Genomic DNA, 26,028 nt, shown 5'->3' with positions numbered 1-26,028 from the left:
CGGCTCAGCGTGGCCAGACCTGGATCAGCCACTCCTCCGTGCCGTGGAAGAACATCTCGCCGGCCTGGTGCCGCTCCCGCGCCGCGGCGCGGCCCAGGCTCGCCGCGCGCAGCCGGTAGACGCCCGGCCCGCCGAGGTCGACCGGCTCGCCGGACGGACCACCGTCCCACTCGTTGAGCCGCACCTTCCCGTGCCGGAACAGCTCGAACTCCACCGTGTCCAGGGTGTCCCAGCCGCCCGGCGGTGCCGGCGGTTCGCCGGACCAGCTCTCCAGCCGCACATGCGGGTGGAAGTCCGTGGTGGCGCACCGGAAGAGCACACCGCCCGGCCCGGCGAGCACCGCCCAGCGTCTGGGGGCGGTGGTGACGGCCGCCTGCGGATCGGCGCCGTCCTCCAGGCCGCGCAGGAAGAACGTGGCGTACGAGACGCGGGGCTCGGTGGTCCGCGCGCCGAGGAGTTCTACGGACGGGGGAGTGGCCGTCACCGGCTGACCTCCAGCGGTCGGCTGCGGATGGGGACGTGGAACGCGTCGGAGTCGAGAATACGGTCACGTTCACGGAACTCGATGATCTGTTCCCCATTCGCGGGAACGGACTTGGCCGCGTGCGCCGCGTGGTTCCGGTGGGCCGGTCCGGGCGCGGGGGCGCCCGGACCGGCCGCCGTCACCGGCGCAGGATCTTGCGGGCCAGCAGGTTCCCCAGCAGCTGGGCGATCTGCACGAGGACGATCAGCACCGCCACGGTCACCACCATCACCGAGGTGTCGAAACGCAGATAGCCGTACGTCATCGCGAGGTTGCCCACCCCGCCGCCGCCGACGGTCCCGGCCACCGCCGAGAAGTCGATCAGGGCGACGAGCATGAAGGTGAAGCCGAGGACCAGCGGCCCGAGCGCCTCCGGGACCAGCACGGTCAGCACGATGCGCAGCGGGCTCGCGCCCATCGACCGGGCCGCCTCGATGACACCGGTGTCCACGGCGAGGAGATTCGTCTCCACGATCCGGGCGACGCCGAAGGTCGCGACCACCACCATGGGGAAGATCGCCGCCTCGGTGCCGATCATCGTGCCCACCACGCTCCGCGTCACCGGTGACAGGGCGACGATCGCGATGATGAACGGGACCGGCCGGATGACGTTGATCAGCACGTTGAGCACCGCGAACACCACGCGGTTGGGCAGGACGCCGCCCTTGCGGGTGGCGTAGAGGGCGAGGCCGACGGCCATGCCCAGCACCGCCGACAGCGCCAGCGTGATCAGCACCATGTAGACGGTCTCGCCGGTGGCGTCGACGACCTTTACCCAGAACTCGTTCCAGTCGACGCTCATGCCACGGCCGCCTCTCGGGCGCCGGCCAGCTCGCCGAGGAACGCGTCGATCGCGTCGTCCGTGCCCCGGAGTTCGAGGGTCACGCTGCCCAGCGGGAGGTCCTGCACCTCGCCGACACCGGCGTGCGCGATCGTGAAGTCCAGCTCGTACCGGCGCAGCAGCCGCGACAGGCCGGACCCGTCCGCGCCGTCCCGGGTGACGGGCACGGTGACCAGCCGCCCGGTGTGCCGGGAGCGCAGCCGCTCCAGGGCCGCGCCCTCCGGCACGTCGTGGAGGGCGGAGCGGACGAAGGAACGGGTGACGGGGTGCCGGGGGCGGGCGAAGACGTCGTAGACGCCGCCGCTCTCCACCACCCGGCCGTCGGCCATGACGGCCACCCGGTCGCAGATGCCGCGCACCACGTCCATCTCATGGGTGATCAGAACGATCGTGACGCCGAGCTCCGCGTTGACCCGCTTGAGCAGGTCCAGCACCTCCCCGGTGGTCTGCGGGTCGAGCGCGGACGTCGCCTCGTCGCACAGCAGGACCTTCGGGGAGGTGGCGAGCGCCCGCGCGATGCCGACGCGCTGGCGCTGGCCGCCGGAGAGCTGCTCGGGGTAGCGGCGCGCGTGGTCCTCCAGGCCGACGAACCGCAGGGCCTCGGCGGCCTGCTCGCGCACCTCCCGACGGGGGTGCCCGGCCAGCCTGAGCGGGTAGGCGACATTGCCCAGGACGGTGCGGGAGCGGAAGAGGTGGAACTGCTGGAAGACCATCCCGATCGACTGCCGGACGGCGCGCCGCCGCCGCTCGCCGAGCGCGCCGAGGTCCTCTCCGTCGACGAGGACGCTGCCGGAAGTGGGCTCCTCCAAGTAGTTGATGACGCGCAGCAGGGTGCTCTTGCCGGCGCCGCTGTGCCCGACGATGCCGAAGACGCTGCCCCGCTCGACGGTCAGGGAGACGTCGTCCACCGCCCGGAACACGGAGCCGCGGTCGCCGCCCCCGGCGGGGAAGGTCTTGGTGACGTGACGGAGTTCGATCACCGGGATCAGCCCTTCCCCTGCTTCGTCAGCCGGTCGAGCTCCCGCTCCAGCTCGGCCCGCGGGATGTCGAGGACATAGCGGGCCCCGTGCGCGGACTTCGCCACGGCCTCCTGGACCTTCTTCGTGCGGTAGAGCTCGACGACCTTGCGGACGTTCTCGGAGTCCTTGTCCTTGCCGTCGGCGGCGATGACGTTGACGTACGGCCGGGCGGCCGCGCTCTCCGGGTCGTCGTGGAAGATCGCCTGCTCCGGCTTGTAGCCGGCCAGTTCGGCGACGCCCGCGTTGATGACGGAGGCGGCGGTGTCCTTGAGGCTGCGCGGGGTCTGCTGGGCGTCGACCGGGGTGATCTTCAGATGCCTGGGGTTGGCGCTGATGTCCTCGGGGGTGCCGTAGATGCCCGCCTTCTCCTTGAGCTCGATCAGCTTGGCGGCCTGGAGCACCAGCAGCGCCCGGCCCTGGTTGGACGGGTCGTTGGGGATCGCGATCCGGGCCCCGTCGGGGATCTCGTCGGTCTTCTCGTGCTTGAGCGAGTACAGGCCCATCGGCGCCACCGAGGTGGAGGCGACCGGCACGATCCCGGTGTGGTTGCGCGCGTTGAACTGGCTGAGGAAGGCGAGGTGCTGGAAGGCGTTGAGCTCGATGTCGCCGTCGGCGAGCGCCCTGTTGGGCAGCTGGTAGTCGTCGAAGGTGACGATCTTGACGTCGATGCCCTCCTTCTTCGCCTCCTCGGCGAGCACGTCCCACTCCTCGTCCGCACCGCTGACACCGATCCGCACCTGGTTCCCGCCGCCGGAGTCCGACAGGCCGCAGGCCGACAGCAGCAGGGCGAGGGCGGCGGCGGTGGTCGCCGCCAGGACGCGTCGGCGGGGGAGGGGGAGTGTCATCGGTGGCTCATTCCAGGAGACAGGACGGTGCGAGACGCGGCGCCGTACGGGGTCAGCGCCCGCGTCTTTCCGGGGATCGTATGAGCGAAACCGACAACTAACTGTCAAACGAAGGCAGGATTCACGTCTCCGCAATAAAGCGAAGGTATTTGCTGCGTTCTTATGAACGGCTGTTTCCGCGGGCGCGCCCTCGGCCACATCCTGAGCGGTCCTCCGGCCGCATCCGCCGCGTCTCTCGCCGCCCCCCCGGCGCCTCCTCAGGGGCCGCCGAAGAAGTCGACCAGCAGCATGTCCCGCAGGCCCGTCACGGCTCCCGCGGTGGGCCGGACCGGGGAGACGCCGTGCAGGACCCGGCGGTCGTCGAGGACGATCGTCTCCAGGGGCGCGGTGAGCACGGCCCGGTGGACGGGGCGCCGCTCCAGGTCGTAGAGGCAGGACTCCGCGCCGCGCACGTCCTGGCGGCGGATCAGCACCTGCGCCACGTAACAGTGCCCGTCCCGGTGGACGCCCTCCGGCGCGGGGTGCCCCTCGGCGTTGACGGTCGCGACGACGCGGATCTGGTGGACGCCGCAGGTGTCGATGCCCTTGCCCGGGCCGGGCAGCCGGTCCCGGAGGGCGAGGACGATCCGGCGCAGCGGCTCGCCCGTCGCCACGGGCGGGTGGAGCGGGGCGAAGAGCCGCTCGACGCCGCCGTTCACCCGGTTCACCGACGCGTCCTGGAAGAAGGCGGCGTGGGGGAGTTGCTCCAGCCGCCGTGACCGGAGGCGGAACTTCCCGTACCGGCGGAAGCGGTAGGGCGTGTCCGTACCCAGGTGCGCGTCGCCCGGCAGGTCGTCCCAGGAGGCGAGGAACCCCGCCACGTCCCCCTCGGGGACCGGCGCCAGGGCGTCCGTCAGCGGGCCGGGGCCGAAGTGGACGAAGGGCGGCCGGTGCGTGGCACCGCGTATCGCCGGGGGCGCGTCGGGCAGGTGCCGCGCGCGCAGTGGACTTGAGGTCATCCGATGTCCTCGCCTTCGTACGGGCCGGGGCGCCGGCCCGGGTGCGGGCCCGCGCGGGCGGCGTCGGGTCGGGGGCGAGGAGGGCCCCTCGTCCGACAGTAAGGCGAGAGAGGCGGGGACTGGCCTGAAAGTGCGCGGTGTACCTGCGGAACCGGTTCGCCGTCCGCCTCGTACGCCTCACCCGTCACGGAAGGCGTACGACTTGCGCCCCCCAGGTGAGACCCGCGCCGAATCCCAGGAACAGCGCCAGATCGCCACTGGTCACGGCACCCGACTCACGCAGCCGGGCGACGGCGAGCGGCACGGAGGCGGCCGAGGTGTTGCCCGTGTGCGCCACGTCCCGGGCCACGACGACGTGTCCGGGCAGCTCCATGCGCTGCGCCACGGTCTCGATCATCCGCAGATTCGCCTGGTGCGGCACGAAGGCGGCGAGATCGGAGGGTCTTATTCCGGCCGCGTCGAGCGCTGCCGCGGCGACCTTGGGCATTTCCTCGATGGCCCAGCGGAACACCTCCGGCCCGGCCATGCGCATGGTGGGCCACACGGTCCCGGGCTCGTCCCGGTACTCCAGCCAGCTCGCCGAGTGGGCGATGAGCTCGCGGCGGCTGCCGTCGGAGCCCCAGACCACCGGCCCGATGCCGCACTCCTCGCGCGGCCCCACGACCATGGCGCCGGCGCCGTCGGCGAACAGGATGGCCGCCGACGGGTCCTCGGGGTCGATGATGTCCGTCATCTTGTCCGAGCCGATCACCACGACGTAGCGCGCCGCGCCGTCCCGCACCATCGAGGCGGCCAGGGCCAGGCCGTAGCAGAAGCCCGCGCAGGCGGCGTTGAGGTCGAAGGCCGCGCCGCGGGTGCCGAGCCGGTCGGCGATCTCCGTCGCGTCCCCCGGGCTCTGCCGCAGACCCGACATCGAGGACAGGACGACCGCGCCGATCAGGTGGGGCTCCACGCCGGCGTCGGCGACGGCCTTGCGCGCCGCCTCCACCGCCATGTCCACGACCGTCTCGTCCGCGGCGGCGTAGCGGCGTTCCACGATCCCGGTGCGCCGCTGTATCCACTCGGCCGTACGCCCGGTGCGGGAGGCCACCTCTTCATTGGTGACCACGCGGTGCGGACGGTAGGCGCCGATCCCCAGAATTCCTGCGTCCTGTGCGGTGGTTCGCTGTATCTGCATGGCAATACCAACCCTCGGTCCGTTCTGGATGCCGGGCGTCGCACACTGTCGGAGGGGGCACCGGATTCCGGTGCGGCCGACGGGAGGCGGGGCGCGGGCGCGATCAGTGACAGCCGGTCCGCGCGGGTCGGCGGACGGGTCCGGGAAAGGCGCTCCGGCCTTGATCCCGAAGGGGTGCGGATACCCGGTCCCGGCAGGTGGGACGCTCGGGCGCCGGACGATTTCCGGCCCGGGTGAGAGCTCCGGTGGCGATCACCGTGCCGCGCATACAGGCCCCCCCAAGCCAGAACGTGAACTCACCCGCGGGGAGACTATCGCCGGGGTGGGTTGGAGTCCGCAACCCACCGGCATCCGTATGTCGAGTGTTGAACGTCACGCCCTTCCGAGGATTCGAACAAGCGTGATGCGGGTCACAAAAAATATTGCTTGCTTGGTATGGCGCGGCCCTTCTACGGTCACTCGTGTGATCCAACTCCTCGCAAAGACTGGCCTGTTGTCGACGATCGGGTTCCACCACTGCAAGGTGTCCGTCCTTCTCGCTGACGGCGTTATTCCGGTTGCCGGTTCGGAGGAGTCGTGACCCATTCCGCAACACCGCTCTCACCTGCGGATCTGTTAAGCCGGCCGGCCTCCGGGGCGATCGGCGCGGGAGTGCATCTGCATGGCTTCGGGGGATTCCACGGCGGCCTCACCCTGGCGCTCATGACCTCGGCGATGCAGGGATCGGTACCGGACATTCCGCTGGCGAGCGCGACTGCCCGATTCCACCGGCCGATCGGCGACGACTTCCGGGTGGACACCTCGGTGATTCGCTCCGGCCGTACGGTCTCGACGATCGGCGCACGCGCGGTGACGGCCAAGGGAATTCACGTCGACGCCCAGGCGATCTTCGGGTCCCTGAAGCCGGCGGCCTGGCGGACGTTCGCGCCGGCCCCTCCGGTGGCACCGCCTCCGGAGGACTGTGAAATCTTCACCATTCCACCCGAGTTCGTGGCGATTTCCCCGTACATGGAGATTCGGCCGGTCGGGCCCAGCCGCCCCTATGCGGGGGGTTCGGAACCCGAACTCATCGCCTGGATAAGGATGGTGGAGGACGAGAAGCCGCCGGACGCGCTGCGCTTCGTCTTTCTGATGGATTCGCTGGCACCTTCCTACGCGGCGGTGCTCTCGACCCTAGCCTTGGTGCCCACCGTCGAACTCACGGTACGGCCCAGCGGAAATCTCGCCCGGGCGGAGTCGCCGTGGATACTGCTGCGCGCGCGGACGCGGTCGGCCAGCGCCGACGGCTGGGTGGACGAGCAGATCGACGCCTGGGGCCCGGACGGCACCCATCTGGGATCCGCCCAGCAACTCCGCGTCGTGCGAACGGACTGACGAGCTCCATCGTGCGCGGAACGAAAAGAATTCAGGACCCGCCATTGGCTCGATGACGGGTCTCGGTCACGAGGCTGAAGTAAACGGGGGAGCTGTGGACCGCTTAGCGGGGTGGGCCCGTACGTCATTGCCCACGTCATTGCCGGAGATCCTGGAGTACCGGGCGGCCCAGCCCCCGCAACTGGCCTTCCGCTTCCTGCCCGACGGGACCGGCGACGAGCTGGTCGACTGGACCTACCAGGACCTCGCCGAGCACGCCGGCCGCATCGCCGCGGACCTGCTGGACCGGGAGCTCACCGGCCGCCGCGTCGTCCTGGCCCTCGATCCCGGGGTGCACTACGTCGCCGCGCTCTTCGGGATATTCCGGGCCGGCGCCACCGCGGTGCCCTCCTTCCCGCCGACCGGCAAACGGGCCGTGGCGCGCTTCGCCTCGATCGTCGAGGACTGCGCACCCGATGTGATCATCGCCGACACCCGGCTGGCGGGCCGCGTCGGCCAATTCGAGGCCGAACTCCCCGAATCCGTCCCCCGCCCGCGGTGGATATTCGTCGACGACGCCTATTTCAAGGAAGCCGCCGCACCCGACCGGCAGCCCCCGCGGCTCGCCGACCCGGCACTGCTCCAGTACACCTCCGGCTCGACCGGGAATCCCAAGGGCATCGTCCTCACCCATGCCAACCTCGTCAGCAATTGCCTGACCCTTGAGGAGAACATGGGCTACGAGCCCGACCGGGTCGGCTGCACCTGGCTGCCGCCGTACCACGACATGGGCCTCATGGGCACCCTCCTGCTCGCGGTGCACGGCGGCTGGCCCCTGGTACTGCTGTCACCGGCGCACTTCGTGCAACAGCCCTACCGCTGGCTCAAGGCGCTCACCGACCACAAGGTGACGATTTCGGTCGGCCCGAACTTCGCGTTCGACCTCTGTACGTCGAACGTCACCGACGAGGAGCTGGAGACGCTCGACCTGAGCCGGCTGCGCCAGGTCTTCTGCGGCTCGGAGCCCGTCTCCCGGGCCACCCTGGACAGGTTCCGCGAGCGGTTCGGCCCGCGCGGCTACACCGAGACGTCCCTCATCCCCTGCTACGGGCTGGCCGAGGCGACGCTCTACGTCTCGGGCAAGCGGTCCGGCACCGAGGTCCGTACGCGACTCCTCGACAAGGAGGCCCTGGAGAGGGGCATCGTCCGCGCGGCGGACCCCCTCGGCACGGACACCACGGCGCGGATCATCAGCTGCGGCGCCGTCGCCGTCGGCCACGAGGTGCTGATCGTCGACCCGGAGACCCGGCGTCCGGCCGGCGCCGGCCGGGTCGGCGAGGTCTGGGTCGCCGGCCCCAGCGTCGCGGCGGGGTACCTCGGCCGCCCCGAGCTCACCGCCGAGACCTTCACCGCCCGCCTCGCGGACGACGTCCGTCCGCCTTCGGGAAGTGAACAAACGTATCTGCGCACGGGGGACCTGGGCTTCCTCCTCGACGGCGAGCTCCACATCACCGGGCGGCTCAAGGACCTCGTGGTCATCGCCGGCCGCAACCTCTACCCGCAGGACATCGAGCACTCCGTCCGCGAGGCCCACGACAAGCTGCGCGGGTCCGCGGTCTTCTCCCGCCCCGGCGAGGCAGGCGAGGAACTGGTGGTCGTCGCGGAGTACCGCGGCACCGCCCGCCAGCTGGCCGCCGAGGGGAGCGCGGTCCTCGACGCGGTGATCGCGGCGGTGACCGCCGACCACGGCGTCCGGCCGGCCGACGTGCACTTCGGGCCGGTCGGCGCGATCCCCATGACGACCAGCGGCAAGGTCCGCAGGGACGCGACACGGAAGGCCTACGTCCAGGGGACGCTCAAGAAGCTGGCCCTGGCCACCGACGACAAGCCGCTGTCCGCGCGGTGACTGGAGTCCACCATGACGGTTTCCCCCGAGAGATCTCCCGAGAAGTCCCCCGAGACCTCCGCACAGTCCTCCTCGTCACCGGCCGAGGGCACCGGCACCGCGGCCGGGCGGCCCGCCGCTCCCCCCGGCGCCCTCGCCGGTGACACCGACGCCTCGGCGCGAAGACTCGCCTACGTCACCGTCGGCGTGCCCACCCTCGGCTTCGCCGGAGCCGTGGTCTTCGCCTTCCACTACGGCATCAGCGCCGTCGACATCGGGCTGCTCGTCGGCATGTACCTGGTGACGTCGCTGGGCGTGGAGGGCGGCTTCCACCGCTTCTTCTCCCATCTGTCCTTCGCGGCCAAGCCCGGCGTCACCGCCTTCTGGGGCATCGCCGGGAGCATGGCGGCCCAGGGCCCGATCGTCTTCTGGGTGGCCACCCACCGCCAGCACCACGCCTTCACCGACCGCGACGGCGACCCCCACTCGCCCCGGCCCATCGAGGACGGCCGGCGCTTCGCCAGGGCGCGCGGCTTCTGGCACGGGCACGTCGGCTGGCTGTTCACGGTCCGCCGGCAGAACTGGAGCAAGTACGTCCCGGACCTGATGCGCAACCGCCTCGTGATGAAGATCAACCAGTACTACTTCGTCTGGGTCCTGGCCGGCCTGGCACTGCCCGCGCTGCTCGGCTGGGCGCTCACCGGCGGCAGCGCCCGCGGCGCCGCCGGCGGCCTCCTCTGGGGCGGCCTGGCCCGGATCTTCCTGCTCGACCATGTGACGTGGAGCGTCAACTCGATCGGCCACACGCTGGGCAACCGCCCCTACCGGACGCGCGACGGCAGCCGCAACGTGGCCCCGCTCGCGCCGTTCTCCGTCGGCGGTTCCTGGCACAACAACCACCACGCCAAGCCGGCCCTGGCGCACAACCGGCACACCTTCTGGCAGATCGACATCGCCGGGGGCGTCATCCGGCTGCTGGACGTGCTCGGCCTGGTCTCCCACGTCCGCTACCCCAAACGCGCACGGTCAGAGTAGAAAAGGAGTGGCTCTCGTGTCCTCGGCAACAGCTGATCCGCTGGCGGCGGCAATCGTCAAGCTCGACCCTGCCAGCCGCCGCATCAAAAGATTCTCCGCACTGACCACCATGACCCTCCCGCTCATCGGCACGCTCGCGGCGGTCTGGTTCCTGTGGACCGGCAACTTCACCACCACCGACCTGGTCCTGTTCGTCGTGATGTATTTCGTCCACATGGGCGGCATCACCATCGGCTTCCACCGCTACCTCTCGCACAAGGCGTTCAAGACCTCGCGCGTGTTCGAGGGCATCATGATGATCACCGGGTCCATGGGGGCCCAGGGTCCGCTGATGTTCTGGGTCACCACCCACCGCCGGCACCACCGCTTCAGCGACCGCGAGGGCGACCCGCACTCCCCGAACCTGCACGGCTGGAGCCTGCGGGCCCGGCTGCGCGGGCTGTGGTACGCCCACATGCCCTGGATGCTGAGCGACGAGACGTCGAAGTGGACCGTCTTCGCCCCCGACGTCCTGCGGGACCGCCGGCTGATGTGGTACCACCGCACCTACCCCGCCTGGGTGCTCACCGGCCTGCTGATCCCCACCGTGATCGGCTTCGCCGTCGGCCGGACGCCGATGTCGGCCCTCACCGCCCTGGTCTTCGGCGGCTTCGCCCGCATCTTCGTGGCCAACCAGGCCGCCTGGTGCGTCGGTTCGGTCTGCCACGCCATCGGCAGCCGCCCCTTCAACAACGACGACCGCAGCGCCAACAACTGGCCCGTCGCCGCCTTCACCTTCGGCGAGGGCCTCCAGAACAACCACCACGCCTTCCCCGGCTCGTACCGCCACGGCGTCACCTGGTGGGAGCCGGACCTGAGCGGCTGGCTGCTCTTCGGCCTCGGCAAGGCGGGCGTCGTGTGGGAGCTGCGCGAACCCGACCAGGCGACCATCGCCAGGAAACGGGCGATGAAGAAAGCCGCCTGACAGGCCGCCACCCGGCCCGTCGGTACCCCTCAGCACCCGTCAGATCCAGATCCACCTCCCCGGCAGGAGCCACACCACCCATGTTCGGACGCAAGAAGGAAACGCAGCTGACCGGCCCGCTCACGGAGGACTCCCTCCGGCAGTGGCTGGTCGACCACCTCGCCCAGCGGATCGAGGTCGCGCCCGCCGAGATCGACACCACCAAGTCCTTCGAGGCCTACGGGCTCGACTCCCGGGTCGCCGTCCAGGTCTCCGGGTCCCTGGAGAAGGTCGTCGAGCGCAGGCTCTCGCCCGGTCTGCTCTACGAGCACCAGACCATCGACGACCTGAGCCGCTACCTCGCGCAAGAGCTCAGACTGTCCGGCCGGACCGGCTGAAGGGGATCGCCACGATGGCCGCTTACAACTTTCCGTCGGCACCCGACGAGAACTTCCAGGAATTCCTCCGCAAGTCGGAGAAGATCGAGGGGGAACGCCTCCAGGCGGCCATCCCCCGGGACTACTTCGAGCCCCGGGTGGCCCGCGGCGTCCTCGGGTTCGCCGTCAGCTGGGCGCTCTACATCGGGGCGATCGCCGGCGTCGCCTTCGCACCGCACTGGCTGCTGTGGATCCCCCTGTGGATCGTCGCCGGCCTCGGCGGCTGGGGGCTGCACTGCATCGCCCACGACTGCGGGCACGGCTCCTTCTCCCGGTCGCGGAAGTTCAACTTCGCGGTCGGCCATGTGGCGCTGCTGCCGCTGATCTACCCCTTCCACGCCTGGCGGCACGTCCACAACCTGCACCACAGCCACACCAACAACCTGGAGCTGGACACCGACTGGCGTCCCGTCCCGGCGGCGCTCTACGACCGGATGCCCTTCCACGAGAAGGTCATCTACCACGGGACGCGCACCTGGGCGTTCTGGGGCGGCACCATCAACTACTGGCGGGAGTCGGGCTTCCGGCCCGGCTACTTCCCCAAGCGCGAGGCGCGCCGCGACGTGCGCCGGTCGATGGTCTTCGTGCTGGCCGTGTGCGTCCTGTACTTCACGCCGCTGATCTGGTTCACCGGGTTCACCGGCTTCCTGATCTACTTCGTCGCGCCCTGGCTCGCCACCCACGCGTGGTTCAGCGCGACGACGCTGATGCACCACAGCTCCAGCGACGTGCCGTACCTCACCAACGAGCACTGGACCCGCAACGCGAGCCGGCTGCTGGTGACGACCGACTACGTCTACCCCAAGTGGCTGCTGTTCCTCACCCACAACATCTCCATCCACACCGCGCACCACGTGGCCCCGGTCGTGCCCTACTACAACCTCCGCAAGGCCCAGGCGGCCCTGAAGGCGGCGTACCCCGGCATGGTCCGCGAGGAGAAGGTCAGGATCAGCCAGCTGGCCCGGATCGTCCGGCGGCTGCACTTCTACGACACCGAGTCGGGCTACTACACCGACTTCTCCCGTACCCGCATCGCACCGGCGGACGCCAAGCCGGTGCCCGTGAAGACCTCGTGATGACACCACTCTCCCTACGACGGTTCGCCCACGCGGCGGTCGGCGCCCTCGCACCGGGCGTCGGCGGCCGCTGGGCGACCGACGTCTTCTCCCGCACCCGCAAGATGGGTGTCCGCCCCGACAACGTCCTTCCGCTGGGCGCCCGCCGGTTCGTCATCGAGGGCAACCCCGACGTGCGCGGCGGCTATCTGTGGGGCGACGACGAGGACGCGGACGGCGCGCCCGTGCCGACCGCGCTGCTGGTCCACGGCTGGGGCGCCGACAGCTCCAGCATGTACTCGCTCATCGCGCCGCTGCGCGAACTCGGCTACCGCGTGGCCGCGTTCGACGCCCCGGCCCACGGGGTGTCCGAGGGCAGCCGGGCGACGATGACGCAGTACACCGCGGCCACCCGTGCCGCGCTCGACTCGCTCGGCGGGGCGCGGGTGATCGTCGCGCACTCGCTCGGCTCGATCGCCGCCGTGGCCGCCCTGGCCCTGCGGCCGGACCGGCCCGTCGACTGCCTCGCGCTCGTCGCGCCCACCTGCACCCTGAACGCCGTCCTGGACTCCTGGGCGCGCAGCGAGCTGCGGCTCGCCCGCCCGATCCTCGACCGCATCTACCGGGAACTGCACCGCCGCAACGGGGTGCCCGTCAGCCACTGGGACGTCGTCGGCCTCGGCCGCGAACTGCCGTGCCCGGTGCTGGCGATCCACGACCCCGACGACCCGGTCGTACCGTTCCACGAGGCCGAGGTCATCGCGGCCGGCCTGCCGGACGTACGCCTCGAAAGGGCCACCGGACGGGGCCACATGGGGATCCTCATGTCGCCCGAAGTGAAAAGCGCCGTCTCCGCGTTCGTCGCCGAACACGGATCCAGAACTGGAGAGACCATCGCGTGAGCGAGGACATGGGCAAGAGGGCATGGATGTGCCTGGTGTGCGGATGGGTCTACTACGAGGCCCTCGGACTCCCCGAGGAGGGCATCGCCCCGGGCACCCCCTGGGAGGAGATCCCCGACACCTGGGAGTGCCCGGACTGCGGCACCACCAAGGCCGACTTCGTGATGGCACCGCTGTAGCCCCCGCAGACCCGCACCGCCCGCCGGGCCGCCAGCACCCGCCGGGAACGTTCCACGAGGAGAACAGATGAGCACACCGGTGACGGACCCCGGCGTCGCGATGACGACACTGATGACCCCGGCGGGCAAGCGTGACCCGTACCCCCTCTACGAGGCGCTCCGCGCGTACGGGCCGCTGCTGCGGCTCGGCCCGGACCAGCTGGTCGTCACCGGCCACGCCGAGTGCTTCCGCGCCCTGCGCGAGCCCCGGCTGCTGTCCACCGACGGGCCGGTGCAGGACCGGATGATGCCCGGCTGGCGTGACCACTCCTCCTGGGTCTGGCTCGCGCGGAACATGCTCTTCAGCAACTCCCCGGACCACGAGCGCTACCGGCGCTTCTTCAGCGGCGCGTTCACCCCGCGGCGGATCGCCGAGCTGCGGCCCGTGGTCGAGGGCCTGATCGACGGGCTGATCGACCGGCTCGCCGGACTCGCGGCGGACGGCGCCCCGGTGGACTTCATGGCGGAGTTCGCCTTCCGGGTGCCGATGGCCGTGATGGGCGCGCTGCTGGGCATCCCCGAGGAGGACCAGGCGGCCTTCCGGGGGCCCGTCGGGGACATCACCACCGCCCTGGAGCCGATCCGCGACCTCTCCCAGCTCGACCGGGGCGACGGCGGCATGGAGTGGATGGCCGCGTACTTCACCGAGCTGGCCGCCGCCCGCCGCGCCGCGCCCCGCGACGACCTGGTCAGCGCGATGACCCGGGCCCGGGACGAGAGCGGCGAGCTCAGCGAGGACGAGCTGATCGCCAACTTCATGCTGCTCCTGGTCGCCGGCACCGAGGCCCCCATGGACCTCATCGGCAACGCGCTGCGGCTGGCCTTCGACCACCCCGGGCACGCCGACGCGCTCCGCGAGGACGACGGACTCGCCCCGGGCTACATCGAGGAGACCCTGCGCTTCGACCCCGCCGCCCAGGCGCTCAACCGGATGGCCGCGACCGACCTGGAGTTCTTCGGCGTGCCGCTGACCGAGGGGACGAAGGTCACCCTCCTCATCGCGGCCGGCAACCGCGACCCGCGCCGCTTCCCCGACCCGCTGCGCTTCGACCCGTACCGCACGGGGAACCACGCGCTGACGTTCAGCGGCGGCGCGCACTTCTGTCTCGGGGCGGCGCTGGCCCGGATGCAGGCGGAGATCGCGCTGCCCCGGCTGCTGCGCCGGTTCCCGGCGCTGGGGCCGGCGGGGGAGCCCACCTTCCGCGACCAGCTGGTGCAGCGGGGGTTCGACCGGCTGCCCGTGAAGTGTGGCTGACGCCTCTTCATGAACAGGGGAGACGTTCTGCGGGGCGCGGTATGCTCGCGTGAGTTGGAAAAACCAACTCACTAACGAGGAGAGCGATGACTCAGACCGCCGCCGGTGAGGCGGGCAGCGTCACCAAGCCCCGCTTCGGTCCGGTGTTCGCCGTCGTGGTGGCCGGCGTGGCGATGTCCAATCTCGACATGTTCATCGTCAACGTCGCCCTGCCCGACATCGGCGCACAGTTCTCCGGGTCGTCGCTGGCCTCGCTGTCGTGGATCCTCAACGCCTACGCCGTGATCTTCGCCGCGCTGCTCATCCCGGCCGGCAGCCTCGCCGACCGGACCAGCCCGCGGCAGGCGTACCTGCTGGGCATAGCCGTCTTCACGCTCGCCTCCGCCGCCTGCGCGGTGGCGCCGGGCGTCTGGGTCCTGGTCGCCGCCCGGGTGGTCCAGGCGGTCGGGGCGGCCATGCTGATCCCGTCCTCCCTGGGTCTCCTGCTCGCCGCGGCCCCGCCGGAGAAGCGGGTGGCCTCGGTGCGCGCCTGGACCGCGATCAGCGGACTGGCCGCCGCGCTCGGCCCCGTCATCGGCGGTCTGCTCACCCAGCTCGACTGGCGCTGGGTCTTCCTGATCAACCTGCCCATCGGCGTCTTCGCCCTCGTCGTCGGCGCCCGGGTGCTGCCGCGCACCCCGTCCCGCCCGACCGCCGACCGGCTGGACCTCGCCGGCGCCGTCCTGCTCACCCTCGGCATCGCCGTCCTCGCCCTCGGCCTGGTCAAGAGCGACGACTGGGGCTGGGCCTCCGGCGGGGTCATCGGCTCGCTGGTGGCCGGCGTCGTCCTGCTCGCCTGCTTCGTCCTCAGCTCCTCCCGCCACCCGTCCCCGATCCTGCCCCTGGACCTCCTGCGGATCCGGCCCGTGGGCCCGGCGACCTTCGCCAACCTCCTGTTCGCGGTGGCCTTCGGCGCGATGCTGCTCTCCGCGGTGCTCTGGTGCCAGCAGGTCTGGCACTGGTCCCCGCTGCGCACCGGCCTCGCCATCGCGCCCGGCCCGGTCATGGTCCCCGCCTTCGCCATGGGCGTCGGCCCGCTCATCCGCCGGATCGGCTCGGGCGCGGTCTCCGCGATCGGCTCCGTGCTCTTCTGCGTGGGCATCGGCTGGTGGATCTACCGCCTGGACACCTCGCACGACTACGTCGCCGGCTTCCTCCCCGGCATGCTGCTCACCGGCATCGGGGTGGGCCTGGTCGTGCCGACCCTCGTCGGCGCCGCCGTGACGGCCCTTCCGCCGCAGAGCTTCTCCACCGGCTCGGCCGTGGTCACCATGGCCCGTCAGGTCGGCTCGGTCCTCGGGGTGGCCCTGCTGGTCGCCTTCCTCGGCACCCCCGGCGCGGGCGACGCCGTCACGGCCTTCGACCACGGCTGGGAGTTCACCCTCGCCGCGTCCGCGCTCGCGGCGCTCGCCTGCCTGTTCATCCCCCGGGCCGCGAAGAAGCCCGCGGCCTGACGCCCGCCCCCGGGCTCCCGATACCACTCCCCCTCCCCCCGGGCCGGACGGCCGCCGCGGCCCCAACCGCGAGCGGCCGTCCGGCCCTTTCGTGTGTGTTGACACGGGGAGGGCTGATCGACAATGCTCATTCCACTAGCTGACTAGTGGAATAGCAAGGTGGGCAATGGTGGGGATATCTCCGGGCGGTGACGGGAGCCGCTGGGCGATCGAGGCGCGCGGACTCGGCAAGCGGTACCGGCGGCGCTGGGCCGTCCGCGACTGCTCGTTCCGGGTGCCGGCCGGTGTCGTGTGCGGACTCGTGGGATCGAACGGCGCGGGCAAGAGCACGCTGCTGAACATGGCCGCCCGCATCACCCGGCCCACGAACGGGAGCCTGCGGCTGTTCGGCACGCCCGTGGCCGAGGCCGGCGTGCTGGCGCGGTGTGCCTTCCTGGCACAGGACAAGCCGCTGTTCCCGCGCTTCACCGTCGAGGACCACCTGCGGATGGGCGAGGAGCTCAACCCCCGGTGGGACAGTGAGGTCGCGACGCGGATCGTCCGCTCCGGCAAGGTGCCCCTGCACGCGCGGACCGGAGCCCTCTCCGGCGGCCAGCGCTCCCGGGTCGCCCTCGCCCTGGCCTTCGGTAAGCGCCCCGACCTGCTGCTCCTGGACGAGCCCATGGCTGAGCTGGACCCGCTCGCCGCCCACGAGATCGCCGGGCTGCTGATGTCCGAGGCCGCCGAGCAGGGCACGACCGTCGTCATGTCCTCGCACCAGCTGGCCGACGTCTCCACCATGTGCGACTACCTGCTGGCCGTCGCCGACGGCCGGCTCCGCCTCGCCGGTGACGTCGACGCGCTGCTGTCCGCCCACAGCCTGGTGACCGGAGCCCGGCTGGTGGACGGCGTCCCGCCGGAGATCGCCCGGCACACCGTCGTGGAATCCCGCGTCGTGGGGCGCCAGTTCACCGGGCTGATCCGCCCGGACGGCCCGGTGGAGGGCGACTGGCGGATCAGCGAGCCCACCCTCGAAGAGGTGCTCCTCGCCTACTTGAGGTCGCCCGGGACACCACCCCTGATCACCGCGGACGCCCGGCCCGCCGACCACGACGACGCACCGGAGGTGGCGGCGTGACCACGACCGTGAAGGAAACCCCGCGCGCCGGCGGCGGCAAGCGGCCGCCCCGCGTCCTGCGCGGCATGGCCTGGCTGGTCTGGCGCCAGCACCGCACCGCCTTCGTCGCCTGCCTCCTGCTCGCCGCGGCCTCGTGCGTGAACATGCTGTGGCAGCGCGGCGCCACCCAGGACTTCCTCGCGCGCGGCCGGGCCGAGGGCACGGCCGTCGACCTCCTGGAGGCCTTCCAGGGCGCGCAGTCCTCCGCCTTCCAGAACGCCGTCTGGACGCTGTCGCTGGTGCCCGTCGTCGCCGGCGTCTTCCTCGGCGCCCCGCTGATCTCCGGCGACCGCGAGCGCGGCACCGTGAAGCTGGTCACCACTCAGTCGGTGACGCGCGGCCGCTGGATCGCCACCAAGCTCGGCCTCGCGGCGCTGGTCACCCTCGTGTGCTCGGCCGCCCTCTCCGCCGTCTTCACCTGGTGGTGGGAGCCCGCGCACCTCTACGTCAACAGCGGCCACTGGGACGAGAGCGGAGTCTTCGACAACACCGGCCCCATGCTGGTGGCGATGGCGCTGCTGCACTTCGCCGCGGGCGCCGCCCTCGGCATGTTCGTCCGCCGCACGGTGGCCGCGATGGTGCTGGCCTTCGGCTTCACCTACGCCGTGGAGGTCGTGTGGGACGCCGTCCGGCCGCGGCTCGGCACCGCCCGCGCCGTCACCTCCCCGGTGGAGGCGGGCCGGCCCTCGCTGCCCGAGGGCGCGGTGCGCCACGACGAGTGGACCGTCGACGCGCACGGCGGGCTGCACGGCTTCGGCACCTGCTTCAACGAGCGCACCCCCGAGGGCTGCCGGGCGAACGAGGGTATCGTCGCCCACCGCCTGGAATACTTCGGGTACGACCAGATGAACGCCATGCAATGGACGGGCGCCGCGATCCTGCTGGCCCTGGCCGCCGCGATCCTCACCTTCACCGTGTGGTGGGCCCGCAGGCGCCCCCTGTGAGCCGTGCCGCCATCGGGTCGACGCGCACACGCATGGATTGAGGGGGGCCGGTACATGGTCGAGTTCAGGATCGACCGGCACAGCGGCATGGCCGCCTACCTCCAGATCGTCCAGCAGGTGCAGGAGTCGCTGCGGCTGGGCATCCTCGCCGTGGGCGATCAGCTGCCGACCGCGGCGCGCGTGGCCCGGGACACCAAGCTCAACCCCAACACGACGCTCAAGGCGTACCGGGAGCTCGAACACCTGGGGCTCGTCGAAGCCCGCCCCGGTGTGGGGACGTTCATCAGCGCCGTCCCGGCGCAGGCGCGGCCCCTGGGGACTCCCCGTTCCGGGGGAGCTGTCGGACTGGATGGGCCGGGCACGCGCGGCGGGGCTCGACTGGGCGGACGTCTCCGCCCTGGTCACCGCCGCGCGCGCGGAGCACTACCCCACGGTCTGACCGGCCCCTCCGCCGCCGCCCCCGCGCGCGCGGCCCGAACCACCCCGGACACCCACGGCTCTCACCCGACGAAACGGCATGAAATCGATGAAACCGGATCTGATACCCGGCTCCTCCGCGACGGAGCCCCGCCCCCGGCCGTCGTGGAGGAAGCCGGAGCCCGTCTCTCCGGCGAAACGTATCTTCGCTCAGGTGCGGCCCGCGCTCGTGGTCTACGCCGTCACCGCCGCACTCCATCTCGCCCTGCTCGCCGCCATGAGCGGCCCTGACGACCCGGGCCTGCGCAAGCGGCTGCTGGCCTGGGACGGGGGCCTCTACGTCGACATCGCGGAGCACGGCTACCCCGACTCCTTCAGCTACGGCGAGGACGGCCGGCTCACCGGCAACAACCTGGCGTTCTTCCCGCTGTTCCCGATCCTGGTCCGGGTGGTCCACACCGTCACCCGCCTCGACCACGGGACCTCGGGCATCGCCGCCGCCCACCTCTCGCTGATCGCCGCGCTCGTCGTCACGCACCGCCTCGTCGACCGGCTGTACGGGCGCCGGACCGCGACCGTCGCCCTCGTCCTGCTGGCCGGGGCACAGCCGATGGCCCTGGCCTTCCTGATGTCCTACAGCGAGGCGCTCTTCCTGGCCCTGGCCGTCGGGACGCTCCTCGCCGCGCACCGCCACGCCTGGCTCACCGCCGGCGCCCTCGCCTTCCTCACCGGACTGACCCGGCCCGCCGCCGCGGCCGTGGTCGCCGCCCTCGCCGTCGCCGCCGGACTGCGCCTGCTGCGCGAGCGCCGCCTCACCTGGCGCCCGGTCGTGGCCGTCGCCCTCGGCTGCGCGGGCACCCCCCTCTACCTGTGGTGGGTGGGGCAGCGGCTCGGCGAGCCGGGCGCGTGGTTCCGCATCCAGGAAGCCGGCTGGGGCACCCGCTGGGACAACGGCGCCGCCTTCCTGGACTTCCTCGGCGAGACCCTCCGGCGGGGCGAGGGCTGGGTGGCGGTGAGCACCGCCGTCCTCCTCCTCGGCCTCCTCTGCGCCACGTTCCTCACCTGGCACCGCGGCACCTGGCCGCCGCTGCTCGTCTACGGCACGGGCATCGTCGTGCTCACCCTCGCGCAGAGCAACTACTCGCACTCCAAGCTGCGGCTGCTGGTCCCCGCCGTCCTCTTCCTCATGCCCGCCGCCCGTGCGCTGGCCCGGGCCACCGACCGCACGGTGGTTCTCTCACTGACCGCCGCCACCCTCTTCGGCTGCTGGTACGGGGCGTACATGCTCACGGCCTGGCACTACGCCATCTAGCGCCGGCATGCGGTTACGGACGTCATGGACGGGGGCGCCCGCCGGGCCCCGGCTACGGCTTGCGGGCCGTCGCGGCGTAGCAGGCGGCCTCCGCCGACGTGGCGCGCAGGGCGTCCCCGGGCCGGTCGGGGCGCCAGCGATGGGTGAGCGTGACGCCCGGCTCCAGCAGCTCCCAGCCGTCGAAGAAGCGGCGGAAGGCGGCCTCCGTGCGCAACTGGAAGGGCGTCCCGGCCCGCTGGTACACCTCGGCGACCCGGGCCATGGCCGCCGGGGCGAACTCGCGGGTGGCGTGCGTCGCCGTGAGCGTACTGCCGCTGGGCACCGCGGCCTTGAGCTCCTCGACGGCCGCGTGGGCGCGGTCGCACCCGTCGTCGGGGACGAAGTGCAGCAGCGCGACCAGGACCAGGGCCACCGGCCTGCCGAGGTCGAGGGTCTCCCGCAGGCCCGGCGCGCCGAGGACGGCGGCCGGATCGGTGACGTCGGCCTGGACGTATGCCGTACGCCCCTCGGGCCGGCCGTGCAGCAGGGCGGCGGCGTGCGCGAGGACGACGGGGTCGTTGTCGGTGTAGACGACGCGGGCGTCGGGCCGGACCGCCTGGACGGTCTCGTGGAGGTTGGGCGAGGTCGGGATGCCGGTGCCGATGTCGAGGAACTGGCCCATGCCCTCGCGGGCGAGGTGCCGGGCCGCCCGGTGGGTGAACGCGCGGTTGATCCGGGCCGCCGCCGCGGCCGGGGGGAAGGCCGAGAGCACCCGGCGGGCGGCCTCGCGGTCGGCGGCGAAGTGCGTACGGCCGCCGAGCAGGAAGTCGTAGATCCGGGCCGGGTGGGCCCGGTCGAGCCGCAGGTCGACCGCCGTTCCCCGTCCGCCGTCGCTCATCGTGTCCGCCTCCCCGGCACGGGCGGCCCGCCGGCCGGACCGGCTGCCGCGGATTGTCGGGTCGTCATACGTACCCACTTCAATGAGCGCATACGAGTAACCAGTTGGATGCGGAGAGCTAAAATTTTTGATGTGTTGCCGCATGACCGGATCAATTTTCCGGTTCATTGGATGCCGAGCGCATACCGGCACACCCGCCCACACCGCGCGGCTTCGTACGGATCGAGGGATCTGTGAGTGGAGACTCGGAGCGGCCACCGCCGTCCGGCACGTACGGACGCCGGATGGCGATCACCTTCGCCGCCTTCCGTGAACTGCACGCGAGCAAGTGGCGGGTCTACGCCTATGTGCACACGGGCGACCGGGACGCCGCGGCCAGGATCTCCGAGGAGACCTTCGACCGGCTGGCCGCGCGGTGGCCGCACGTCCTGCGCCGGCGGTCGGCCGACTCCTACGCCTGGTCGCTGCTGAAGGAGCGCGTCGACCGCTGGCTGACCGACCGCGGCCGGGGCACCGCCCTGGCCACGGCGGCCTTCCACGGCACCGGCGGCGGGGACCACCTGCCGCCGGCGGGGGAGTGCGCGCGCCGCTTCGCGCGGCTGGAGCAGCGGATCGGGCTCTACGCGGCCCTGGCCCGGCTGCCCGAGCGGCAGTGCGACGCCCTCGTCCTCAACAGCTTGATCGGCTACAGCGTGGCCCAGGTCGCGGACCTCCTCGGGACCGAGGAGGCCTCGGTGCGCTCCCACATCGGCCACGCGAAACGCAGGCTCGCCTCGGTGCTGGAGGCGCAGAATTCCGTCAGGGGGAACCCATGCCGCGCAGCAATGACATCGACGGTGATGTCGTCGAAGCCGTCCTGACCACCGACGCCCGCCTCATCGCCGGGGAGTTCGAGAACCGCCGCCGGGGCGGGCGGCCCGCCGGCCCCGGCCCCCGGAGCGGCACGGGCGGCGGCCCCACCGCCCGCGACGAGGCCTCCCAGGAGCTCGACCTCGCCTGCGTCCTCGTCATCAGCGCCGCCGAGGCCGCCACCAGCCTCGAACGCCTGGAGGACGGCCGGGGGATCGACCCGGAGGGCGCGCTCGTCTTCGCCTGTCTCCTCCATGTCGTGGGGCACACCGGCGCTGCCGACTTCTGGTGGCGGTTCGGCGCGGGCGGTGGCAGCCGCACCGCCGCCTACTGCCTCCACCTCTCGCACCGCCGCAACGGCGAGTTCCGCGACGCCGCCTTCTGGCGCGCGGAGGCCTCGCACGTCCCGGAGGAGGAGCGGGAGCCGCGGCCGGCCCGGCCGGCCGCCGGTGGCCGGAGGCTGCTGCCGGACGCCGCCCGGCACGCGCTCCTGGTCCAGTGGCACAGCGGTCTCACGCCCCATCTGCCCGCGGCGCTGGAGAGCGTCGTCAACCGCCTCGCCGTCGCCGGCGACGACGAGGACTTCGGGGAGGTGCCGCAGCCGGACCCCGGCCTCGTGGCGCGGCTGGCCCGCGAGAGGTGAGCGGGGGAGCGGCGGACGGGCCCGCCGCTACGGCGTGGTGTGCGCCGCGAGCAGCCCCAGCACGCCCCCCACCGCCTGGTCGTACGGCTCGGCCGAGCCGGCCGCACGGGCGAGGACGTACCCGCCCTGGAGCACGGCGACCACGGCCGACGCCGTCCGCGCGGGGTCGAGGGAGGCGTTCAGCTCGCCGTGCTCGCGGCCCTCGGCGAGCAACTCGGCGAGCCGGCCGCGAAGCCAGTCGAAGGTCTCCTCGACGGGGCGGCGCAGCGCGGGGTCGGCCACCACGTCCGGGTCCTGGGTGAGCCCGCCGACCGGGCAGCCCTTGAGGACGTCCCGCTCCCGCAGCAGATAGGCGGAGACCCGCTCCAGGGCCGTGCCCGGCCCGGAGAACTGTTCCTCGGCCTTGGCCCGCATCTCCTCGGCGGTCCGGCGGATCGCGGCGAGGGCGAGGTCCGGCTTGCCGGTGAAGTGGTGGTACATGCTGCCTTGTCCGGCGCCGGCGCGCTGCTGGATGGCCTTGGGGCTGGTGCCGACGTAGCCGCGTTCCCACAGGAGGGCGCGGGTGCTTTCGATGAGGCGGTCCGAGGTGCTCACGCCGGAACTGTACCCGTGGGTACAGGCCGTGCCGGGCGGCGCCCCGGACGCCTGCGGGCGGCTAGGCCGCGCTGACCGCCACCGGCCGCCGTGCCGACGGGACGACGACCGGCGACCCGTCGTCCGGCGCCTGGAGGATGTCCGCCTCGATGCCGTAGAGCTCGCGCACCAGCTCCGTGTCGACGACGTCGCGCGGCGAGCCGTGGGCCACGACGCGGCCGTCCTTCATGGCGACCACCGTGTCGGCGTACCGCGCGGCGCTGGCCAGGTCGTGCAGGACCATCACGACCGTGCGGCCCGCGACGGCCACCTCGCGCACGAGGTCGAGGACCTCCACGGCATGGCCGATGTCGAGGGCGCTGGTCGGCTCGTCGAGGAGGACGATCGGGGTCTCCTGGGCGAGGACCATCGCCAGCCAGCAGCGCTGCCGCTGGCCTCCGGAGAGCTGGTCCAGGCGGCGGTCGGCGAGGGCGGCGACGCCCGTGGCCCGCAGTGCCTCCTCGACGGCCCGCTCGTCCTCGCGCGACCACTGCCGGAAGAGGCCCTGGTGCGGGTGGCGGCCGTAGCGCACGAGCCCGGCGACGGTGACCGCCTCGGGGGCGAGCGGCGACTGGGGCAGGAGGGCGATGCGGTGGGCGGCCTGGCGCTGCTTCAGCTGCCAGATGTCGGCGTCGCCGGCGTGCACCCGGCCGGACTCGGGCTGGTGGAGCCGGGCGACGGAGCGCAGCAGCGTGGACTTGCCGCAGCCGTTGGGTCCGACGATCGCGACGACCTGTCCCGAGGGGATGGTGAGGTCGACACCGGCCACGGCGCGGTGGCCGGGGTAGCCGGCGACGAGCTGTTCTACGCGGAGCTCCACGGGCAGAGGCCTTTCCAGAAGATCGCCGGGATTGATGTGGACCCTCTTGCCTGAGGGCTTTAAGGTAAGGCTAACCTAATGGCTGTCGCAGGTCAGTACGAGGGATACCCGTACGACCCGCGATTGTCCTTCCCTGTTCCCTCGCGTCCCCTTTCGCGCCCCCTTTCACGTCCGGAGCTTTTGATGACCGCACCCCACCGCCTCCTCCTGTCCACCCCGCGCCGCGCGGTGCAGGTCCTCGCCGCCGTGGGGGCGGCAGCCGTGCTGGTGACGGGCTGCGGCTCGGACTCCGGTTCGGACAAGGGCTCCGACAAGAAGTCGGAGTCGAAGTCCGAGGCGGGCGGCACGCGCACGGTCAAGGACGCGACCGGCAAGGCGGTCCAGGTCCCGGCGAACCCCAAGCGGATCGTGACGCTCACCCAGGAGGACCTGGACGCGGTGCTCGCGCTCGGCCTCAAGCCGGTCGGCATCACCAACGGCCAGGGCCTGAACAAGCCGCCGGCCTACCTCGACGACAAGGTCAAGGGCATCAACGTCGTCGGCAACCTGCTCCAGCCGGTGATGGACAAGGTCGTGGCCGCCAAGCCCGACCTCATCCTGGCCGGTGACATGCAGGACGAGCAGGTGCTCAAGCAGCTGCGCGAGATCACCCCGGCCACTCTGGTCACCATGGCCCCGACCGACGACTGGAAGCTCTCCTTCCGGGGCATCGGCAACGCCGTGAACGCCATGGACAAGGCCAACAAGGTCATCACCGACTACGAGGCCAAGGCCAAGAAGGCCGGCGAGGGCCTGGGCGACAACAAGGGCGCCGAGGTCAGCATCGTCCGCTGGAACCCGGACGGCCCCAGCTGGATGGAGAAGAAGCAGTTCGCCAGCGGCGTCGCCCTGGACATGGGCCTGAAGCGCCCCAAGTCCCAGGACAAGGACGGCAACGCCCACACGCCGGCGCTCAGCCTTGAGAAGATCAACGAGATCGACGGCGACTGGCTGTTCCTCTCCACCCTCACCTCCGACGGTGAGAAGGCCCTGAAGGACGTCCAGGAGAAGCCGGCCTACAAGGAGCTGAACGCGGTCAAGAAGAACCACGCCGTGACGGTGGACGGTTCGGTCTGGTCGACCCGCGGCGGCCCGCTGGCCAGCACCGCCGTCATCGACGACATCGTGAAGGCGCTGGGCGCGAAGTCCTGACGGAGCGCCGGAAGGGGCGGGCGGGGTTTCCCCGCCCGCCCCTTCCCATGACCGGGTCCGGGACGCTACGCCCGCTTCGCCGCCGCGAAGTCCGCCGCCGTCCACGCCATGCCCACCGCGCCGTCGAGCAGCGCCTGCTCGCCCATCGGCGACACCGCGGCCCGGACGAACTCCGGCTCATGAGGGCCGCACGCGCCACCGGAGATGTCGAGGACGGGATGGATCGACGGGACGACATGGGAGACGTTGCCCATGTCCGTGCACGCGAACGCGTCACGCCGCTGCGGCTCCGGACGGCCCAGGGCGCGGGCGTTGGCCTGCCACAGCGAGATCAGCCCGGCGTCGGTGCGGAAGTCGAGGTAGTCCGGCTCCGGCCGGGTCAGCTCCACCTCGCAGCCCGTGGCCAGCGCCCCCGCCCGGAAGCACGCCTCGACGCGCTCCCGCAGCTCCCGCAGGTCCTCGGCGGCCGACGCGCGGATCTCGTACTCGGCCGTCGCCCGGTCCGGGATGAGGTTCGGCGCCGTCCCCGCGCCCGTGGTCACACCGTGCACCTTCCAGTGCGGCGGCAGCTGCTGGCGCAGCAGCCCCAGGGCGACCTGGGCGACCGTCAGGGCGTCGGCGGCGTTGCGGCCCTCGTGCGGGTTGAGGCTCGGGTGGGCGGCCTTGCCCGTGTACGCGACGGAGAGCGTGCCCAGGGCGAACGAGCGGAACTCCGCGACCTCGAACGGGCACGGGTGCACCATCATCGCGGCGTCCACGCCCTCGAAGGCGCCCGCCTCCAGCATCAGCGCCTTGCCCGCGCCGCGCTCCTCGGCCGGGGTGCCCAGGACCCGTACCGTCAGACCGAGTTCATCGGCGTACGGCGCGAGGGCCAGGGCCGCGCCGAGACCCGCCGCGGCGATCAGGTTGTGCCCGCAGGCGTGCCCGAGGCCGGGCAGCGCGTCGTACTCGCAGGCGAGCGCCACGGTCACCGGGCCGGAGCCCACCGTCGCGGCGAACGCGGTGTCGAGCCCGTACGCCGGGGCCGTCACGTCGAAACCGTGCCCGCGCAGGAAGTCGGCGCACCACGCCGCGGCGCGGTGCTCCTCGAAAGCGGTCTCGGGATGCGCGTGGACGCGACGGCTCAGCGAGAGGAGTTCGTCGCGGTGGTCGAGCACGCGTGCGCGCAGGGCGGATTTGAGGCCGTCGGCCGCGGTCATGAGGTGGC

General features: G+C 72.0%; 26 protein-coding genes and 1 pseudogene. 17 read left to right on the top strand and 10 right to left on the bottom strand.

Annotation, left to right across the window (positions count from 1 at the left end; all coding sequences use genetic code 11):
* Positions 1-4: 4 nt before the first annotated feature.
* From SMD11_RS04675 to SMD11_RS04645, 6 genes are all read right to left on the bottom strand, one after another.
* A complete protein-coding gene (locus SMD11_RS04675) occupies positions 5-484 on the bottom strand; it encodes a hypothetical protein (protein ID WP_087925216.1) in 480 nt (159 codons plus the stop codon).
* 178 nt (positions 485-662) lie between these two features.
* Positions 663-1,325: a methionine ABC transporter permease gene (locus SMD11_RS04665; RefSeq protein ID WP_087925214.1), complete on the bottom strand. Its 663-nt coding sequence runs from the start codon at positions 1,323-1,325 to the stop codon at positions 663-665.
* Positions 1,322-2,344: a methionine ABC transporter ATP-binding protein gene (locus SMD11_RS04660; protein WP_087925213.1), complete on the bottom strand. Its 1,023-nt coding sequence runs from the start codon at positions 2,342-2,344 to the stop codon at positions 1,322-1,324. The genes SMD11_RS04665 and SMD11_RS04660 overlap by 4 nt, the downstream gene beginning before the upstream one ends.
* Positions 2,345-2,349: 5 nt before the next feature.
* Positions 2,350-3,228, bottom strand: a complete 879-nt coding sequence (locus tag SMD11_RS04655) for a MetQ/NlpA family ABC transporter substrate-binding protein (protein WP_087925212.1) — start codon at positions 3,226-3,228, stop codon at positions 2,350-2,352.
* Positions 3,229-3,485: 257 nt separating this feature from the next.
* The gene (locus tag SMD11_RS04650; protein ID WP_087925211.1) at positions 3,486-4,226 is read right to left on the bottom strand and encodes a 2OG-Fe dioxygenase family protein; all 741 of its coding nucleotides are present in this window, start codon (positions 4,224-4,226) and stop codon (positions 3,486-3,488) included.
* Between the two features lie 184 nt (positions 4,227-4,410).
* Positions 4,411-5,403 (bottom strand): beta-ketoacyl-ACP synthase III, encoded by a 993-nt coding sequence (locus SMD11_RS04645; protein WP_199843797.1) that lies wholly within the window; start codon positions 5,401-5,403, stop codon positions 4,411-4,413.
* A 576-nt stretch (positions 5,404-5,979) separates the two neighbouring features.
* Between SMD11_RS04645 and SMD11_RS04640 the strand changes: the two genes are divergently transcribed.
* The 14 genes and pseudogenes from SMD11_RS04640 (at position 5,980) to SMD11_RS04575 (ending at position 19,808) form a co-directional block, all read left to right on the top strand.
* Positions 5,980-6,777: a thioesterase family protein gene (locus SMD11_RS04640; RefSeq protein WP_234365895.1), complete on the top strand. Its 798-nt coding sequence runs from the start codon at positions 5,980-5,982 to the stop codon at positions 6,775-6,777.
* A gap of 127 nt (positions 6,778-6,904) precedes the next feature.
* Positions 6,905-8,662 carry a fatty acyl-AMP ligase gene (locus SMD11_RS04635; protein WP_234365894.1) on the top strand — a complete coding sequence of 586 codons (1,758 nt, stop codon included), beginning with the start codon at positions 6,905-6,907 and terminating at the stop codon, positions 8,660-8,662.
* Between the two features lie 12 nt (positions 8,663-8,674).
* On the top strand, positions 8,675-9,676 hold the full coding sequence (locus SMD11_RS04630) for an acyl-CoA desaturase (RefSeq protein ID WP_087925208.1): 1,002 nt from the start codon (positions 8,675-8,677) through the stop codon (positions 9,674-9,676).
* A gap of 16 nt (positions 9,677-9,692) precedes the next feature.
* Entirely contained in the window at positions 9,693-10,640 is a 948-nt protein-coding gene (locus SMD11_RS04625) for an acyl-CoA desaturase (RefSeq protein WP_234365893.1), read from the top strand.
* 80 nt (positions 10,641-10,720) lie between these two features.
* The gene (locus SMD11_RS04620) at positions 10,721-11,017 is read left to right on the top strand and encodes an acyl carrier protein (protein ID WP_087925206.1); all 297 of its coding nucleotides are present in this window, start codon (positions 10,721-10,723) and stop codon (positions 11,015-11,017) included.
* A gap of 14 nt (positions 11,018-11,031) precedes the next feature.
* Positions 11,032-12,132, top strand: a complete 1,101-nt coding sequence (locus SMD11_RS04615) for a fatty acid desaturase (protein WP_087925205.1) — start codon at positions 11,032-11,034, stop codon at positions 12,130-12,132.
* On the top strand, positions 12,132-13,013 hold the full coding sequence (locus SMD11_RS04610) for an alpha/beta fold hydrolase (RefSeq protein WP_087925204.1): 882 nt from the start codon (positions 12,132-12,134) through the stop codon (positions 13,011-13,013). The genes SMD11_RS04615 and SMD11_RS04610 overlap by 1 nt, the downstream gene beginning before the upstream one ends.
* Positions 13,010-13,192, top strand: a complete 183-nt coding sequence (locus SMD11_RS04605) for a rubredoxin (RefSeq protein WP_372471937.1) — start codon at positions 13,010-13,012, stop codon at positions 13,190-13,192. Before SMD11_RS04610 ends, SMD11_RS04605 begins: the two co-directional genes overlap by 4 nt.
* A gap of 67 nt (positions 13,193-13,259) precedes the next feature.
* Positions 13,260-14,486 carry a cytochrome P450 gene (locus SMD11_RS04600; RefSeq protein WP_087925202.1) on the top strand — a complete coding sequence of 409 codons (1,227 nt, stop codon included), beginning with the start codon at positions 13,260-13,262 and terminating at the stop codon, positions 14,484-14,486.
* 86 nt (positions 14,487-14,572) lie between these two features.
* A complete protein-coding gene (locus SMD11_RS04595) occupies positions 14,573-15,979 on the top strand; it encodes a DHA2 family efflux MFS transporter permease subunit (RefSeq protein ID WP_087925201.1) in 1,407 nt (468 codons plus the stop codon).
* A 166-nt stretch (positions 15,980-16,145) separates the two neighbouring features.
* Complete coding sequence (locus SMD11_RS04590) at positions 16,146-17,096, top strand: ABC transporter ATP-binding protein (protein WP_087925200.1); 951 nt, start codon at positions 16,146-16,148, stop codon at positions 17,094-17,096.
* Positions 17,093-18,079 (top strand): ABC transporter permease, encoded by a 987-nt coding sequence (locus SMD11_RS04585; RefSeq protein WP_234365892.1) that lies wholly within the window; start codon positions 17,093-17,095, stop codon positions 18,077-18,079. The genes SMD11_RS04590 and SMD11_RS04585 overlap by 4 nt, the downstream gene beginning before the upstream one ends.
* Before the next feature lie 54 nt (positions 18,080-18,133).
* A pseudogene (locus tag SMD11_RS04580) lies at positions 18,134-18,518 on the top strand (GntR family transcriptional regulator).
* Positions 18,519-18,710: 192 nt separating this feature from the next.
* On the top strand, positions 18,711-19,808 hold the full coding sequence (locus SMD11_RS04575) for a hypothetical protein (RefSeq protein ID WP_234365891.1): 1,098 nt from the start codon (positions 18,711-18,713) through the stop codon (positions 19,806-19,808).
* A 52-nt stretch (positions 19,809-19,860) separates the two neighbouring features.
* Here the strand turns inward: SMD11_RS04575 and SMD11_RS04570 are convergent, their stop codons facing one another.
* Positions 19,861-20,685, bottom strand: a complete 825-nt coding sequence (locus SMD11_RS04570; RefSeq protein WP_087925199.1) for an SAM-dependent methyltransferase — start codon at positions 20,683-20,685, stop codon at positions 19,861-19,863.
* Positions 20,686-20,969: 284 nt separating this feature from the next.
* Here SMD11_RS04570 and SMD11_RS04565 point away from each other — a divergent pair, with 284 nt between their 5' ends.
* The gene (locus SMD11_RS04565) at positions 20,970-21,545 is read left to right on the top strand and encodes an RNA polymerase sigma factor (RefSeq protein WP_087925198.1); all 576 of its coding nucleotides are present in this window, start codon (positions 20,970-20,972) and stop codon (positions 21,543-21,545) included.
* On the top strand, positions 21,497-22,177 hold the full coding sequence (locus tag SMD11_RS04560; RefSeq protein ID WP_087925197.1) for a hypothetical protein: 681 nt from the start codon (positions 21,497-21,499) through the stop codon (positions 22,175-22,177). The genes SMD11_RS04565 and SMD11_RS04560 overlap by 49 nt, the downstream gene beginning before the upstream one ends.
* 27 nt (positions 22,178-22,204) lie before the next feature.
* Here the strand turns inward: SMD11_RS04560 and SMD11_RS04555 are convergent, their stop codons facing one another.
* Positions 22,205-22,771 (bottom strand): TetR/AcrR family transcriptional regulator, encoded by a 567-nt coding sequence (locus SMD11_RS04555; protein ID WP_087925196.1) that lies wholly within the window; start codon positions 22,769-22,771, stop codon positions 22,205-22,207.
* Positions 22,772-22,832: 61 nt separating this feature from the next.
* A complete protein-coding gene (locus tag SMD11_RS04550; RefSeq protein WP_087925195.1) occupies positions 22,833-23,630 on the bottom strand; it encodes an ABC transporter ATP-binding protein in 798 nt (265 codons plus the stop codon).
* A 183-nt stretch (positions 23,631-23,813) separates the two neighbouring features.
* On the opposite strand from SMD11_RS04550, the gene SMD11_RS04545 reads away from it, so the two are divergent.
* Positions 23,814-24,821, top strand: coding sequence for an ABC transporter substrate-binding protein (locus SMD11_RS04545; RefSeq protein WP_087925194.1), 1,008 nt, complete (start codon positions 23,814-23,816; stop codon positions 24,819-24,821).
* A 65-nt stretch (positions 24,822-24,886) separates the two neighbouring features.
* Here the strand turns inward: SMD11_RS04545 and SMD11_RS04540 are convergent, their stop codons facing one another.
* On the bottom strand, positions 24,887-26,020 hold the full coding sequence (locus SMD11_RS04540; RefSeq protein ID WP_087925193.1) for a M20 family metallopeptidase: 1,134 nt from the start codon (positions 26,018-26,020) through the stop codon (positions 24,887-24,889).
* Between the last annotated feature and the right edge of the window lie 8 nt (positions 26,021-26,028).

Origin of the sequence: Streptomyces albireticuli, assembly GCF_002192455.1 — a bacterium.
In the GTDB taxonomy this organism is placed as follows: Bacteria; Actinomycetota; Actinomycetes; order Streptomycetales; family Streptomycetaceae; genus Streptomyces; species Streptomyces albireticuli_B.
The sequence above is the reverse complement of the archived record's forward strand: the minus strand, read 5'-3'. Positions and strand labels throughout refer to the sequence as shown.

Excerpts from the sequence above, each read along its gene's own strand:
- SMD11_RS04540 (WP_087925193.1), bottom strand. The coding sequence starts at position 26,020 with ATGACCGCGGCCGACGGCCTCAAATCCGCCCTGCGCGCACGCGTGCTC.
- SMD11_RS04655 (WP_087925212.1), bottom strand. The coding sequence starts at position 3,228 with ATGACACTCCCCCTCCCCCGCCGACGCGTCCTGGCGGCGACCACCGCC.
- SMD11_RS04665 (WP_087925214.1), bottom strand. The coding sequence starts at position 1,325 with ATGAGCGTCGACTGGAACGAGTTCTGGGTAAAGGTCGTCGACGCCACC.
- SMD11_RS04630 (WP_087925208.1), top strand. The coding sequence starts at position 8,675 with ATGACGGTTTCCCCCGAGAGATCTCCCGAGAAGTCCCCCGAGACCTCC.
- SMD11_RS04565 (WP_087925198.1), top strand. The coding sequence starts at position 20,970 with ATGGCGATCACCTTCGCCGCCTTCCGTGAACTGCACGCGAGCAAGTGG.
- SMD11_RS04645 (WP_199843797.1), bottom strand. The coding sequence starts at position 5,403 with ATGCAGATACAGCGAACCACCGCACAGGACGCAGGAATTCTGGGGATC.
- SMD11_RS04610 (WP_087925204.1), top strand. The coding sequence starts at position 12,132 with ATGACACCACTCTCCCTACGACGGTTCGCCCACGCGGCGGTCGGCGCC.
- SMD11_RS04570 (WP_087925199.1), bottom strand. The coding sequence starts at position 20,685 with ATGAGCGACGGCGGACGGGGAACGGCGGTCGACCTGCGGCTCGACCGG.
- SMD11_RS04600 (WP_087925202.1), top strand. The coding sequence starts at position 13,260 with ATGAGCACACCGGTGACGGACCCCGGCGTCGCGATGACGACACTGATG.
- SMD11_RS04615 (WP_087925205.1), top strand. The coding sequence starts at position 11,032 with ATGGCCGCTTACAACTTTCCGTCGGCACCCGACGAGAACTTCCAGGAA.
- SMD11_RS04545 (WP_087925194.1), top strand. The coding sequence starts at position 23,814 with ATGACCGCACCCCACCGCCTCCTCCTGTCCACCCCGCGCCGCGCGGTG.
- SMD11_RS04620 (WP_087925206.1), top strand. The coding sequence starts at position 10,721 with ATGTTCGGACGCAAGAAGGAAACGCAGCTGACCGGCCCGCTCACGGAG.
- SMD11_RS04650 (WP_087925211.1), bottom strand. The coding sequence starts at position 4,226 with ATGACCTCAAGTCCACTGCGCGCGCGGCACCTGCCCGACGCGCCCCCG.
- SMD11_RS04595 (WP_087925201.1), top strand. The coding sequence starts at position 14,573 with ATGACTCAGACCGCCGCCGGTGAGGCGGGCAGCGTCACCAAGCCCCGC.
- SMD11_RS04560 (WP_087925197.1), top strand. The coding sequence starts at position 21,497 with ATGCCGCGCAGCAATGACATCGACGGTGATGTCGTCGAAGCCGTCCTG.
- SMD11_RS04590 (WP_087925200.1), top strand. The coding sequence starts at position 16,146 with ATGGTGGGGATATCTCCGGGCGGTGACGGGAGCCGCTGGGCGATCGAG.